Raw genomic sequence first — 13,151 nt, 5'->3', positions numbered from 1 at the left:
GAGCGCCGGCGGCCCATATCCAGGACCCAGGATCCCAGCCTGCCAGTTGGGCTGGCGCCAATCTGGCGGGCGGTGGCCGTGGTCCGCCGGAGCGGGGATGTGAGTAGGCTTTGCAGCTGAGGGCAATCCGCGCCGGCACGCGGCTGACCCCCAGCGGAAGCGGGGCCTGTTCCAGAGTCTCGACTTTGATGTGACCGGCCAGTTTGGGCGGTGCGATCTTGGAGCCTGCCAGATGGTCCAGGTACTGGTGCGCCGTCACTGGTGGCCGCCGCAATGACCGATGATGGCTACGGGGCGCCAGTACCTCAACCGGCTGGGTGAGGATCATATCTATACAGAATGCATCCGGAGGGATTGCGGCGCGCCCCCTGCTGTCGAGCAGCTTGCGAAGGAAATCCCTTTCACTGTCCGTGATGACAGGATTGGCCTTGGTAGTGATCGCCAACGCGATTACGTGGGCGTCCTTCCGCTGGCCCTCCGTGCGGCACCCAGCCAGGACCTCCGAAACCCATGACGACAGCGGCTGGTGGAGTGCCTCCGAAAACGCAAGATCCATTCGCTCTCGCCGATACGCCAGCGCTTTGAGCGGAATGCCTAGCTGCCGACGGACGTTGCGTATCCATTGTTCGTGGATGAGCAAAGACCAGGCCGGCGTGAACACACCCTTTTTCCACCAAGTTCAGCAGGAAGTGGGTACGTTGCCCACGAAAAGAACGCAGGCGTCCAGCACCGGGGTCGGCTTCGTTGCTTCTGCCACAGTTTGAAATCGTACTGCTGCGAAATAGAGGCGATGGTGTCCAGAGTGTTCCGGCGGAGCCCCATTTGCGGCTCGGCATAGCGCTCGACCTCACGCCGGCCAAGCCGATGATGCGCGCCGACCTTCCTGTAGGGGAGGGTGCCGCGCCCAATCAGGTTCACCACGGATTGCCGGGACATGCCAAGGAGCCGAGCAGCCTCGTTCGGGCTGATCTCATCCTTGGCCGTTTCAAGCAGCAGCTCCGCCGCAGCGATCAAGCATTCTATCGTCGCAGCATCGAAAGACATGCATTGCTGGCCAGCCGCCGACAGCATGTCCGGCAGGAACCGCCGGATGCGGTCAAGCCTTCATGCTGTTGGGCTATCCGTCTCGAAGCCCCGCGCTTACCCCGGTCGATGTCCCCGCCGCTTTCGGCTGACCGGAAAGCGGGCGGGATCGTCCGTCCATGGATCGAACACCGCCGCCCCGCTGTGCCGCACATCCTTGCCATTGCGGGTGACCAGATACAGCTCGGCCTCGAGCGCGGTGGCGGCCAACAGCGTGTCGATGACAGGTGGCGGGTGCCCCGTATCGCGCCGCACGGTGCCACTGATCACGCCCCAGCGGCGCACCACCCCATCACTGACCGGCAGCAGCCGTGGGCCGAAGCGGGCAATCAGCGCGTCGCGGCTGGCCATGTGCCGCCTCCGATCCGCACTGTCCGGCGGCAGGTTGGCAATGCCCTTTTCATACTCCCCGATGGTCAGGATGCTGAGATGGAACAGATGCTCGTCCTGCGATGCCGCCCACTGCTTGACACTGGGGGCTCCCGACGGATTGATCAGGGCCGACACGACATTGGTGTCCAGCAGCCATCCAATCACAGCTCCACGTCCCGCCCGGTATCGTGGTCGCGCGCGAAATCCAGCTCAGCGCCTGCAACATGCAGGCTTTCCATGAACTCCACAAATCCGCCCGGCGCGGCCTGCGTTGCCTGCAGCTGTTCCAGCTCCTCCGCCGCGATGACAACCACGGCATCCCTTCCCCGCCGGGTCACCAGCTGTGGTCCTTCCGTGCGGGCCCGGCGCACCAGTTCGCTGAACCGCGCCTTCGCATCTTCCAGCTTCCACCCGCCGCCAGTTCCCGGCCTGTTCACCCGTTCCATGCCTCCACCTCCTGACTAGCTGACCAGAATATAGGTCCAACCGGACCCGGACGCCAGCCCATCAGACCGCATTTCGAACACGCCAGCGCGTCCCTCTATCCACTGCCGCAGAATGAACCGGCGAGGGTCCATGCAGCCGCAAGTGGGACTGCCTCAGCAACGGGCTTCGCACGGTTATTGGAAATTGGATTTTCCGGGGCAAAACCCGAGGATCGCGGCGTTCGTGAGTCCGCGATCGTCAAGTGAAAGGTGACAATGGTAGCTGCACGTAAACATGTCGCGTCGGCTGCCTCGGTGCAGCCGTTCCATAGAAGGGCAGGATGCCGCTTGTGAACGCTCATACATGTTGTCAGTGAGTCAGACATGTTGTCAGCGGATCACTCTTGATGTCAGTAGAACGGTTCTAAAACCCAGGCCCTGCCTGGATTCTGGCCATTGGAATCTGCCGCTGACTGTCGCTGTGCAGCCATTCTGTAGAAAAGCTGGATGCCGCGGCTTTTCGGGGCGGAGCGCCCCCGTTTTGGTGCCTCATTCCGTAGAAGGGTCGTCGGGGCCGAACTGGGGCCGAGTGCTAGGTGAAACCGCCAAAGCGGCGTATTCCCTGGATTTCAGAAGGCTGCCTTTGTCCTGATCGACCGTGGGCGACGAGTAGGGTCGCAGCAGAGCCCATGAAATCGGAGCGCCCGTAAAGCCCGAGGGTGCGGCGCCATCGGCCTCCGGATCGTGCCCGGGAAAAGGGAGCGGTCAGGGGCTGTCCGGCAGGCCACAATCTTTTCCGCTGGCTTTCATCCGCCCGGTTATGCCCCGCCGCAAGGCTTGAAAATCGAGAGGGATGACGGTACGGCTTACGCGGTTGTCGCTCCGGCTTCAATACCGGAATCTGGCCCATTTGGCCGCTTTCCCGCCCATTCTCCGGCTTGAATCCTGATCCGATCTCCGGCTTCAGGACCGGTCTGCTGTCGTCTTTGCTGTCGCTTCTAGCCATGGCGGTATCCCCGGCCGTGACGTCCGACGAAAACTCCGGCGTGGCGGCTGAGCCCGCAACATCGTGGTGACGTTTTGTCCGCCGATGAAGCCGGAGATTCCGCCCTTGAAGCCGGAAGCGCCACCATTTAAGCCGGAACGCAACGGCGCAAATCCTCAAAAGCCAGTCCGCTCATGAAGCCGGAATGACAGGAAGCCACAGGATCGTCCATGGCCCTTATCGCCTACGCCCGCGTCTCGACCGAAGACCAGTCCACAGGTTTGCAGCTGCTCGCCCTCAAGCAGGCAGGGTGCTCCAGCATCTTCGAGGAGCATGCCTCGGGCGGCGACCGCGACCGGCCCGTGCTGGCCAAGGTCCTGGCCAGCCTAAAAAAGGGCGACACGCTGGTGGTGGCCCGCATCGACCGGCTGGCGCGCTCGCTGTTTCACCTGCTGGAGGTGATCGACGGGCTGGAGCAGCGCGGCATCGCCTTCAAGTCCCTGGGCGACCCGATCGACACCACCAGCCCGCAAGGGCGCTTCGCCCTGCAGGTTCTCGGTGCTGCCGCCGAACTGGAGCGGGCCCTGATCCGCGAGCGCTCCATCGCCGGGCTCAAAGCGGCCGTGGCCAGGGGAAAGGCGCCCGGCAATCCCGGGCTGCGCCGGCGCGACCCCGCGGCCCTGGAGAAGGTGCGGCAGGGGAGGGAGGTGGCCCGGGACGACCTCGTCATCGCCCACGCGCAGGAGTTCCTGCCAACCGTGGAGGCGCTTCGGCCGACCGCGGCCTGGGATCGGGTTGTGCGCGCCTTGAATGCTTCGGGCAGCATCCGGCCCTGGGATCGCAAGCCGTGGACGCCCAACAGCCTGATCCGGGCCGTGCGCCGGCTGGCTGCGGCGGGTCTGGTCCGCCAGGATGTGCTCGCTGCTGCGCCCAAGCGTGTTGACAGTGACGACCTGGTGCTCATGGTGGCTGGCCTGGCGCGCCTGGAACCCGGCCTCACGCTGGACGGCATCGCGCGCCGGCTCCAGAGCATGGGGCAGCGCACGCCGCGCGGCGGTCTGCGCTGGAGCCGCTCATCGGTCAAGAACCTGCTGGACCGCGCCAAGGAGCAGGGGCTGGTGCGGGAGGCGGAGCCTGCATGAGGGATGGTCAGCCGCCTCTGCTGTCTTTCATAGTCGGAGATTAGCCCCTGAGCTCTGCGTCGCATCAGGAGCTTAAGCGCGCCGATCGGCAGAAGACCCCGCGCCGATTTACAAGCTGGGCAGACAGCGGTGACCGGACCCTGCGACCTGGAACTTCTGATATGCTTCGCCTTGCAACCTACTGAGGGAGGCGACTATGGCCGTTACAGGCATCGGCGGGTTTTTCTTCCGAGCGCGGGATCCCCAAGCATTGGCGGAGTGGTACCTGACCCACCTTGGCGTGGGGGCACCAGAAGGCGCGTTTGTCTGGCCGCAACAGGCTGGCCCCACCGTATTTCAGCCCTTCTCCGAGGATAGCGCCTACTTTCCGGCCGACAGGGGCTGGATGCTGAACCTGCGGGTGGATGACCTGGACAGCATGCTGGCCGATCTCTCCGCTGCGGGGATAGCCATTACGCGCAACCCAGACTGGGACTCCCCTCAGGTCGGCCGTTTCGCCCGGCTCTATGATCCAGAGGGCAACCCTGTCGAGTTGTGGGAGCCGACAGCGGTGAGTGATCCTGCCCGAAGAACTGCCGCCGCCAGCGATTAGACCAAGTTCTGGTCCGCGCCGACCTGTCCTACAAACCGCGATCGTCGTTACGGCGGTCTCGGGCCTCCAATTTGGTGGGTTCTCCACGGCGCTGGCGGCCCTAGGCAACCGGTTGCCGAAGTTCTTTGCCCGCCTAGCCGAACGCAGCCGGGTCGCTGCAGGGACCAGCTCCTGCTGGCCTTGGCGCTGACCACAGATGATCTCGCAGCGGACCAAGGCGGCCCTGGCCGCCCTCGCGGAGGCGCTGACCGCCCACGCATTGCCATGCTCCCAGACAGGGTAGCTGGCACCTGGCAACGATCAGGCGAATGATCGAGGCGGCATAGCTGCTACGCCGGCGCCGCTGGTCAATTGCTTTCCATTTTTGGGCATAACGCCTTCAGGTGCATCAATGCCATCAGCGCTCATATCAGCTTCGCCCTTGGCTTTGGCGGATGCAGGGTTTTCGCCTAAGCCATGTTCTGCCCCGATTCCAGCGCCCTGGCCCTTCTCCGCAGCCTTGACCTACTCCTCCTTGGTCCACTGATCCTGCTTCTTGCTCACGGCGGCCTCCTGTCGAGGGTGGATAGGGTCAGCAGTGCCGGATAGACGGTATCACTGGCCGATTGGTGAACAGAAAAAGGAGAGCGGCACTTTCCTGCCGCTTCCTTCTTTCTGAAGCCGCATGAACCCCGGCTTGCGCCGCTGCATCCAGCGCTAGAACTCCAGTTCGGCAAGGCTGAAAGGTTTAACCAGCAGCTTCTGCACGCCGGCGTGCAGGGCAGCCGCCATGCCAGGGGCGACCTCCAGGGAGCGGCAGCCGGTCATGGCGAAGATCCGCACCGTGCGCGAGCACTGACGTATGCTCCGGATCACCTCCGCCCCGTCCAGATCAGGCAGCAACAGATCGCAAAGCACCACATCCGGCTGCATCTGGCCGTAAAGTGCCAGGCCTTCTTCTCCCGACCCAGCCAGACGGACCTCGTGCCCGCTATGGCGCACGGCATGGGCCAGGGTAGCCAACAAGGACGGATCATCGTCGATAATGAGGATGCGGGTCATGGTATGGCCTGTGCTCGCCGAAAGAAGCCTCCTCATATGAGCGAGTGCTAAACCAAACGTAAACGCGAAGGCTGTGGCCTTCGCTCGAGTTGCTCGCAGACGACTCAGTCGGCCAGTGCCGTGGCTGTGGAGTTCCGCGCCGACACGGCTGGAAAGGCCGAAAATGTTTCGGCAGCATTCTTTGCAACACGGCCATGATGCTGGCCAGCAGGGCCGAAGCTTCCCAGGGCTTGGCCAGATATCCCAGGACCGCATCGCGATTGGTTCGGGCTTCGTCGCTCTGGCCGGAGAGGAACAGGGAGCAGGCGCCGAACTGCTGGCGGATGCGGCGGGCCAGCTCGATGCCGACCCCGTGCCCGTCAGCCAGGTTGATGTCCATCAGCACCCGATCCGGACGGTCTTGCTCCGCCAAAGCCATTGCCTCTGCACGGCTCTGCGCCAGGCCAATGATCATGTGGCCAGCATCCTCCAGGATCGCCTGTGTCCACAGGGCAATCAGCGGCTCGTCCTCAACCACCAGGATCCGCATCGCGACACCTCTGTTCCGGGTGCCGCCTCAACCCGCCGTGCCAGCCCCAGTTCTGCCGCAGTGCGGATTTTTTGTGCGGAACCGTACGAAGGCGTAGGCCGGGTGACGCGGCGCATCGCCTTGTTCTCGGGCCGGGGTAGCCGGCATAGGCTGCGGGGCCACCCTCGCTGGATCCGCCAATGATGTGCGGGAGGCCGTGCGTGGATCTTGGTCCAGCTGGCGGTAGAGGGCCTGCAAGGCGTCCCGCTGCGCTTTCAGCCGCCCCCGCTCCGCTTCGAGATCGCCTGTCATGTTGAACCCCGTCGGGAAAGCGGGAACTTTAGATGAATTGAATGCACCGCAACAGCAGATTCCTGTACGATTGCGTACGCTTTAGGCTCTGCGTCAGGAGCCGGGACCAACTGGCGGAACGCCCTAGGCTATTCCCCGTCCGAACGCGCCAAACGCCAGTCTCGACGTGCGGACATGGCGCCGCCGCAAGTGGAGACGGGCGGTATACCCTGAAGAACCATCGCCATCCTGGCGGCATCGGCGGTACAAGGTCTCTTGTCGGCAGCCACATGCGCCCGTGGATGGCCGAAACCATATGTGTGCTCCCGCTATCAGCACCGGGCACTTTGTCATGGACAATCCCGACAAGCGCACTGCCACACGGAACCTGATTTTATGCGCCTTGCCGTCCGAGGTGCGCGACCGCCTGCTGGCCTAGGCGGCGCCGGTGGATCTGCCCTTTTACCAGGTGCTGCAGGAGGCCGGCGAGCCGATCCGCCATGTCTACTTCGTCGAGCAGGGCATGATCTCGCAACTGGTCCAGCTAGAGGGCGGCCAGGAGCAGGAGGTCGGGCTGTTGGGGCGCGAGGGGCTGGTGGGCTTGGTTGCCGGCATGGGAGCGGAGACCTCTTTCACTGCGAGTATGATGCAGGTGCCCGGATCCGCCCTGCGCCTGCCCGTCGTGGAACTCCGGCAGGAGATGGCCCAGGGTGGGGGCCTGCAGATTCTGCGGCAGCAACAACAGGCCAGCATCCAATAGCAATCCTGGCCAGGATGATACTGTTGACGTCGGAGATCCCGTGTGCAATTTCGTCAGGACCGAACCGTTTCATTCAGCAAAACAGCATGGAACGCAGCCTGCCAATAGTCGTTGGCGTGGTTACGGGGCAACGCTCCGCATAAAAGCAACTCCATAGAGTTGCTGTAGAGGAGGGGCTGGCACACGGGAGCCGTACCCTTGCCGGCTCCTTCCGTCTAGGGGCTGTCGCCAGTAGGTGTCCCCTGGGCATTAGGGCGAACGTGGCTAAATCGATGCCAGGACGCGTCGTCGGCATGCGGATGATGCCAACACATCGCTGATGGTCTGCTGGATTCGATCCAGTGAGAAGGGTTTCTGCAGGAAGACCTCTGCGCCCGCGTCCATTGCGGTGACCTCGTCGACGGTTGCAGACGCCAGGATCACCGGGACGCCGAGCTCGCGGATCTGAACCGCGGCAATCACACCGCTTGTTCCTTGGGCAAGCTGGCCGTCCGTAATCACCAGGTCCGGCTGATGCTGGAACGCGGCCTGCACGGCTGCGGGGCCGGTATCTACGGCGGCTACGACCTTGTGTCCCATCGCATCGAGGGCACATTGGAGCGCGAACGCGACCAGAGTGTCATCCTCGGCAATCACCACGCATGCCATATGAGCCGCTCCTGATGTTGACGCAGCCCCAACGAACCTGAACAAGGAATGTTGCATCGCCACAGACAAAAGGTTTCATAATTTTTTAAGATCGCGAAATATTGTTGGTCGCCTTTAAAGCATTTTGCCCCTTCCAATTGGAACGAGCCGGGCTGCTGCTGTTGCAAAATTGGCTGGCCTTCGTGGGAATGGCTCCAACGAGAGGGGGAGCCGGACCATGTCGGACTTCAAGGGTCGCCACTTGGAGGGCAAGATCGTGTTGTGGGCGGTCCGGCGGTACTGCCGGTATGGGATCATCTATCGCGATCTGGAGCAGATGATGGCCGAGCGCGGCGTCTAGGTCGACCACTCAACCATCTACCGCTGGGTCCAGAAGTATGCGCCGGAGATCGAGAGGCGTCTGCGCTGGCAATGGCGTTGCCCGCGATCGACCAGCTGGCGGGTGGACGAGACGTACGTGAAGGTCGGCGGCAAGTGGGCGTATCTGTACCGGGCGGTTGACAAGCACGGGAACACGATCGACTTTTACCTTTCTCCCACGCGGAACACCGCGGCGGCCAAGCGCTTCCTGGGCAAGGCGCTGAACGACCTGAAGGATCGGGAAAAGCCGACGGTCATCAACACCGACAAGGCACCGACCTATGGGGTCGCCCTGGCGGAGCTGAAAGCCGAGGGCAAATGTCCCGAGGACACCGAGCACCGACAGGTGAAGTACCTGAACAACGTCGTCGTGGCCGACCACGGAAAGCTCAAGCAGCTGATCCGGCCGGTGCGGGGCTTCAAAACGCTGAAGACAGCTTACGCCACCATCAAGGGCTTCGAGGTGATGCGGGCCCTCCGGAAAGGGCAGGCCGCTGCCTTCAACCTCACCCGCGACATGCGCGGCGAGGCCCGCCTCATCGAGCGCGCTTTCGGCATTGGACCCTGTGCACTGGCCGAAGCAATGACGATTCTCAGCGAGCAGATGGATCTCAAGGCGGCGTAGCGCCGTCCAAGGTGCTGACAACTACCTCGATGCGGCGGTCTTCAATATTTGCAACAGCGCCCGTCGTCGCCTGCTGCGCCTGCCAGAGGCGGCGGCACGCGAACAGGAGAAAGCCCACATGTGAAAGGCACTTGGGCCGGCCTTCGCCAATGCGATTGCCGACTTTGCTGCCTATCAGGAGGAAGGCCGTCAGGACCGGCAGGTCCTCACCCTGATTCATGGCCGTGCCGATGTGATCATCGGGGACTGCCGCATTCTGTTGCATCATCTCCGAATGGCGATGGCAGCAATGGGCGTTTGGAAGGAGTGGAAGCTCCACCCGCTCTTCACCCCAACTCCCCGGGCGGCGGGATTCCGTGAGGCCTCCGTAGCTGCCGATTTCAATGCAGGCCTTGCAGCCATTCGTGCAGATGGGACCTATCAGGCGATCATGGAGAAGTACTTTACGCCGGAGTAGCCCGTTACGCTCTGAAGCGGGCGGGTGCGGCCCAAGCCCAGGAACATCGCTACTCTCCGTCAAGGCGCTGTGACCGTAAGCATCGTGCCCTCCATGAGGAGCTTGCCCTCCAATCAGCCATTCGACAACCTCCAGCTATGACGGCACGAGTCAACTGCTCCAGATTGCGCCTTGAAGCAGCTGATACAGCGGGAAAGCCGTTCCCAATTGCACGTGGACTGGCTTTGGCGGACACCTTCAACGGTGTCCGGACCCCCTCCATTGCCAAGGCCACGACACCGTCCATCGCCTGTTTTAGTTCACGTTCCGAGGCCAATTTTATAGGACGGGGCAGCTGCCAGCCTGGCGCTGGAAGGACCCGTGCTGCGAGGGGGCATGTGGCCCGATCCCGGGAGACCAGATGGCCTGCACGCATGCAGCGTGCAGCCGCCCCTATAAAGGGAGGCACTCCGCGCAATCCGCCGTGCACCACCATGAAGAGCCGAGCTTGCCGCGTGGTGTCCGGCGAGGTCAGAAACCGTACCGCCGGACAGGCAGTTTCAGGATGTCGGAAGGGTTCCAGGCCTTCAGGAGCCGCCGCGGACGCGATGCACCTGACCAGACGCCCAATCCCCAGGGGTTGCCGAGGCTTCCTGCCAGGATGGCCATCAGCGGCCTGTCTATCCCCGCCGTGGGGCAGGAGGCAATCTGCCTCAGGACCTTCCGGTCGTCCTTGCTCATTGCCGGGACGGAGGTGCCTGGGTGCGTGTGCCAATCCCCGAGATAGGTCGTGGTGCCGTTTGTCTCTGCAAACCGCCGAGCAATCACTTCCTCCTGCCAGCCATAGTCCGGCTGGAAGAACATCCGGGCGTGCTGGGCGTCCGGGCCGGGGCCGAGTACGTCGGTGATCACGTAGTCCTCACCGCTGCGATACCCCAGCAATGCCCCGCCGGTCTCGTCGGGGCACTTGCGTTCCGCCTCCGAGCACATGCCTCTGAAAAGGTCGTTGCCAAGCCAGACTATCCCTGGCATTCGCAACCACCGAACCGCGGCACGCCGTGGGCACGCCAGGCGGGCAGGCCGAGTTCCTCCTTGAAATCGAGCACGGCGGCGAACGTCTCGGCTGTGCGTCTTGGGTCAAGGGCCTGGACTGCCATCCGGACGCCTTGGAGGCTCACCTCGAGCAGGTCGTAGCCGGCGCCGGCGAAGGTCGGGTGGTTGCAGCCCGCGGGCAGGACCTCGGCGGCATCGTCGTGGCCCGGCTCCTGGATGGCTCCATCCTGGTACATGGCGTGCTGAAGGCAGAACCAGCAGCCTTGTCCATCCCGCGGCATGAAACGGGCGACGATGCCGCCCTTTGCACCGGGAGTCGCCGACGCGTAGATGTAGGGAATGCCGACCTCACGGCAGCGGTCGGACATATAGTGCTGGACGCCCACTTCCGCCGTCGCGTCGATCACCAAGTGAACGCCCTCCATGACCTCGTCAAGCGTCACCCCCTCGACAGGCCCTTCCGGCACCGCCGCGCCGCCGACCACGCCGGTGTAGGCCGTGACCTTGGCTTGGGGCCAGTGCTGCTTGATGTGGGCGGCCAGCGCCGCCGACTTGGACTCGCCGAAGAAGGACTGCCCGAGCGGCCAGCGCACGGTCGGCCCGGGTTCGACATGGTCATAGTCGAACAGCGTGAGGCGGCCCAGGCCCGCCTTGCTCAGTTCGACCGCGATCTGTCCGCCGATAGCACCGCACCCGACAAGTAGCACGTGTCGGTCACGAAGGATCTGAGTGGCCGGAACCCGCGCCCCCATGTCCTGCCGGCCGGCCCGCAAGCCGCGGATCCTGGCAACGCGGAAATCCCGCGTTCCCTTGGGGCGGTGGATCAGGAACGTCACGAAGCTGAAACCCCTGATGCCCTTCTGGATCTCCTCGGCGGCGAGCAGCGCCGCGACAGCGAACTGCCATTTCTTCCCGCCGACAGTGGACTCCTTGAGCCTGCGGTCGAGGCCGGGGAACAGGTGCGCCACTTTCGCCCAGTGCGCGTCGGGTTTCTCCTCCATGTCGAGGCCGTCCACAACGGCGAAGGGAAACTCGATCGTGAAACTGCCAGGGGCGGATTGGAATGGAACGACTTCGACCGGGATCTCGCGCCCGCCTGTCTTGGCCTTGGTTATGGCCATCCGCAGGAGCAACCGCTCCCCGGATGCCAAGAGAGCGCCCTTCGCCACGAGGGAACCAGATCGCGCACCAGCCGGTGGCGCCCAGGCGCTGTCGAAGAGCACGTATGACGGGTCATCGTAGGGCAGGTAGCCGGCGCGAATCTCGGCCTGCTGCTCGACCAGCGGGCGGCCGCCGTCGATCGCATCGAGCAGGGCCGGGATGCGCTCCTCGAGGAAGCCCGCGACCGTCGTCTCCGGGTGCCACTCCTGCGTTCGGGGCCCGAGCAGGCACAGGACGCCGTCAATAGGGTTCTGATGCTCCGGGAAACGGCCCGGCGGGGCGTAGACCGCCGGGCGGAAGTAGGGGAACTGGGCTGGGTAGGCGACGCGCAGGGGCAGGGCTTCTCCGTCCAGCGGGAACTCCACGTGGACGACAAGAAAGCCCTGAGCCTCGGCGGCCGGATCAACACGTACGCGCCACCCTCGGGCCTCAAAGGCGTCCATCTCCGCCTGCCGGAGACCGGGCAGCGTCTCCCACCAGAGCCGCATCAGCCTACCTGGCGCGGCTTCGGCGGCACCGGGGGGTTCTTGGGGCCGTTCGGCCGCCCCTCGGGCGGGCCGGGCGGGAGCCCGTCCGGTGGGCCATGAGGGACGCCATCCGGGCGGCCGGGAGGATTGCCCTTCCCATTGTTGTCGTTCTGAGGCATCGGACTCTCCATGATCAGGGATGACGAATCATGGGGACATCAGAGCAAGTAGCTCGTTAAAATTCGGTAACGTGCATTTATTCGACCCGAACTCCTCGTATTCTTGAGCGAACCGAACGGTCGTGCGCAACATTCATGAAGGAACCAGGTCGACCTATGCGCTGGATTCCCGGCATGCGAAGCGTCGGCGGTAGGAAGCGCTGCGAGCCACCGACCATGCCCGTCCGGGCAGCGGTTGATGGTATGCCGCGAAGGGCTTTTCGGAAGAGTTCCTTGGCATCTTGCGCGGGCGTAGCAGGTTGTTGGTCGTATGCGCCGGTGCGCCGGGATGCGCTAGTCTGATCTGTGGGCCGCACTGTATGGTAAGTGGGGGCGATGGGACCTGGGTCGCCTTGGGCCACTAAAGATCGCGATAGCTCAGAGCGGGCGACTCCCGACTGGAGCGTTACGTGCTAGCGCTGAGGAGGAGGTGCCCAGGCCCACGGTTTCAAGTCGGCCAGCCGTTGCTGGACTGCGCCATGTGTGGCAGGTGTCGGTCCGGCTCCAACTTTTCCGGCTGACGCGGCCAACTGGACCGTGTTGGGTCGCGGCGCATGTCCTCGGGCCCTACAATCGATCGGGCCATCCAGGCCTTGACAATTGAATCGCGACACCCCGCTTGCGGACCTGCTTCAACGATCCTGGCCGCACCGCTCCGCATGCCTCCTTCGATATTTCCCGTGATGCCGAGAACCACCTCCGGCTTGGACCGACCGTCCGAGCCTCCGCCGGCCTATGGACACGGCCCACGATAACGTCGCCCCGAGGCCTGACTGCCGCTGCGATGGCAAGCCCTGATCCGCCCGCCATGTCGCATCGGAGATTCTCTGCCCCGAGCATCCCGTGGCGCCTTTGCATGGCATCATGGGCTTTGATCGATGCGACTTGATATCACCGGACGTCGCTCCGCACCGTGGATCCGCTTGAGGACCTCGTGGCTGAGAAGGCTCAGCGCTTGGCTGGGCCAAAGCAGGGCTGTCGGAT

The 13,151-nt window shown here is 63.8% G+C and carries 12 protein-coding genes and 1 pseudogene; 4 read left to right on the top strand and 9 right to left on the bottom strand.

What is annotated here, in order from left to right:
- Nucleotides 1-594 precede the first annotated feature (594 nt).
- The 3 genes from DOL89_RS26095 to DOL89_RS21815 form a co-directional block, all read right to left on the bottom strand.
- Nucleotides 595-1,044 carry a helix-turn-helix domain-containing protein gene (locus DOL89_RS26095; protein ID WP_119681745.1) on the bottom strand — a complete coding sequence of 150 codons (450 nt, stop codon included), beginning with the start codon at nt 1,042-1,044 and terminating at the stop codon, nt 595-597.
- Nucleotides 1,045-1,140: 96 nt separating this feature from the next.
- Complete coding sequence (locus tag DOL89_RS21820; protein ID WP_119681494.1) at nt 1,141-1,620, bottom strand: type II toxin-antitoxin system VapC family toxin; 480 nt, start codon at nt 1,618-1,620, stop codon at nt 1,141-1,143.
- The gene (locus tag DOL89_RS21815) at nt 1,617-1,901 is read right to left on the bottom strand and encodes a type II toxin-antitoxin system Phd/YefM family antitoxin (RefSeq protein WP_119681493.1); all 285 of its coding nucleotides are present in this window, start codon (nt 1,899-1,901) and stop codon (nt 1,617-1,619) included. Before DOL89_RS21815 ends, DOL89_RS21820 begins: the two co-directional genes overlap by 4 nt.
- A 1,194-nt stretch (nt 1,902-3,095) precedes the next feature.
- Between DOL89_RS21815 and DOL89_RS21810 the strand changes: the two genes are divergently transcribed.
- Both DOL89_RS21810 and DOL89_RS21805 read left to right on the top strand, forming a co-directional pair.
- Complete coding sequence (locus DOL89_RS21810; RefSeq protein ID WP_119681492.1) at nt 3,096-4,007, top strand: recombinase family protein; 912 nt, start codon at nt 3,096-3,098, stop codon at nt 4,005-4,007.
- Between the two features lie 196 nt (nt 4,008-4,203).
- A complete protein-coding gene (locus tag DOL89_RS21805; RefSeq protein WP_119681491.1) occupies nt 4,204-4,599 on the top strand; it encodes a VOC family protein in 396 nt (131 codons plus the stop codon).
- Nucleotides 4,600-5,295: 696 nt separating this feature from the next.
- Here DOL89_RS21805 and DOL89_RS25155 read toward each other — a convergent pair.
- Nucleotides 5,296-5,640, bottom strand: a complete 345-nt coding sequence (locus DOL89_RS25155) for a response regulator transcription factor (protein WP_162937782.1) — start codon at nt 5,638-5,640, stop codon at nt 5,296-5,298.
- Entirely contained in the window at nt 5,612-6,169 is a 558-nt protein-coding gene (locus DOL89_RS21795; protein ID WP_119681490.1) for a response regulator, read from the bottom strand. The genes DOL89_RS25155 and DOL89_RS21795 overlap by 29 nt, the downstream gene beginning before the upstream one ends.
- A gap of 718 nt (nt 6,170-6,887) precedes the next feature.
- Here DOL89_RS21795 and DOL89_RS21790 point away from each other — a divergent pair.
- On the top strand, nt 6,888-7,199 hold the full coding sequence (locus DOL89_RS21790) for a cyclic nucleotide-binding domain-containing protein (RefSeq protein ID WP_119681489.1): 312 nt from the start codon (nt 6,888-6,890) through the stop codon (nt 7,197-7,199).
- Between the two features lie 264 nt (nt 7,200-7,463).
- Here the strand turns inward: DOL89_RS21790 and DOL89_RS21785 are convergent, their stop codons facing one another.
- Complete coding sequence (locus DOL89_RS21785; protein WP_162937781.1) at nt 7,464-7,847, bottom strand: response regulator; 384 nt, start codon at nt 7,845-7,847, stop codon at nt 7,464-7,466.
- 217 nt (nt 7,848-8,064) lie between these two features.
- Between DOL89_RS21785 and DOL89_RS21780 the strand changes: the two are divergent.
- A pseudogene (locus DOL89_RS21780) lies at nt 8,065-8,832 on the top strand (IS6 family transposase).
- Here DOL89_RS21780 and DOL89_RS25710 read toward each other — a convergent pair.
- The 3 genes from DOL89_RS25710 to DOL89_RS21760 all read right to left on the bottom strand — a co-directional run bounded on the left by DOL89_RS25710 (nt 8,819) and on the right by DOL89_RS21760 (nt 11,970).
- Entirely contained in the window at nt 8,819-9,151 is a 333-nt protein-coding gene (locus DOL89_RS25710; protein WP_225890080.1) for a hypothetical protein, read from the bottom strand. The pseudogene DOL89_RS21780 and the gene DOL89_RS25710 overlap by 14 nt on opposite strands.
- A 648-nt stretch (nt 9,152-9,799) precedes the next feature.
- Nucleotides 9,800-10,300 (bottom strand): Mov34/MPN/PAD-1 family protein, encoded by a 501-nt coding sequence (locus tag DOL89_RS21765; RefSeq protein ID WP_119681485.1) that lies wholly within the window; start codon nt 10,298-10,300, stop codon nt 9,800-9,802.
- Nucleotides 10,288-11,970 (bottom strand): ThiF family adenylyltransferase, encoded by a 1,683-nt coding sequence (locus tag DOL89_RS21760; protein WP_119681484.1) that lies wholly within the window; start codon nt 11,968-11,970, stop codon nt 10,288-10,290. Before DOL89_RS21760 ends, DOL89_RS21765 begins: the two co-directional genes overlap by 13 nt.
- Nucleotides 11,971-13,151: the final 1,181 nt, after the last annotated feature.

This window comes from Indioceanicola profundi (assembly GCF_003568845.1).
Classification (GTDB): domain Bacteria; phylum Pseudomonadota; class Alphaproteobacteria; order Azospirillales; family Azospirillaceae; genus Indioceanicola; species Indioceanicola profundi.
The sequence above is the reverse complement of the archived record's forward strand: the minus strand, read 5'-3'. Positions and strand labels throughout refer to the sequence as shown.

Bases quoted from the DNA above. Each gene is read 5' to 3' on its own strand.
- DOL89_RS21765 (WP_119681485.1), bottom strand. From the start codon at position 10,300: ATGCCAGGGATAGTCTGGCTTGGCAACGACCTTTTCAGAGGCATGTGC.
- DOL89_RS25155 (WP_162937782.1), bottom strand. From the start codon at position 5,640: ATGACCCGCATCCTCATTATCGACGATGATCCGTCCTTGTTGGCTACC.
- DOL89_RS21810 (WP_119681492.1), top strand. From the start codon at position 3,096: ATGGCCCTTATCGCCTACGCCCGCGTCTCGACCGAAGACCAGTCCACA.
- DOL89_RS21785 (WP_162937781.1), bottom strand. From the start codon at position 7,847: ATGGCATGCGTGGTGATTGCCGAGGATGACACTCTGGTCGCGTTCGCG.
- DOL89_RS21805 (WP_119681491.1), top strand. From the start codon at position 4,204: ATGGCCGTTACAGGCATCGGCGGGTTTTTCTTCCGAGCGCGGGATCCC.
- DOL89_RS21795 (WP_119681490.1), bottom strand. From the start codon at position 6,169: ATGCGGATCCTGGTGGTTGAGGACGAGCCGCTGATTGCCCTGTGGACA.
- DOL89_RS21815 (WP_119681493.1), bottom strand. From the start codon at position 1,901: ATGGAACGGGTGAACAGGCCGGGAACTGGCGGCGGGTGGAAGCTGGAA.
- DOL89_RS21760 (WP_119681484.1), bottom strand. From the start codon at position 11,970: ATGCGGCTCTGGTGGGAGACGCTGCCCGGTCTCCGGCAGGCGGAGATG.
- DOL89_RS26095 (WP_119681745.1), bottom strand. From the start codon at position 1,044: ATGTCTTTCGATGCTGCGACGATAGAATGCTTGATCGCTGCGGCGGAG.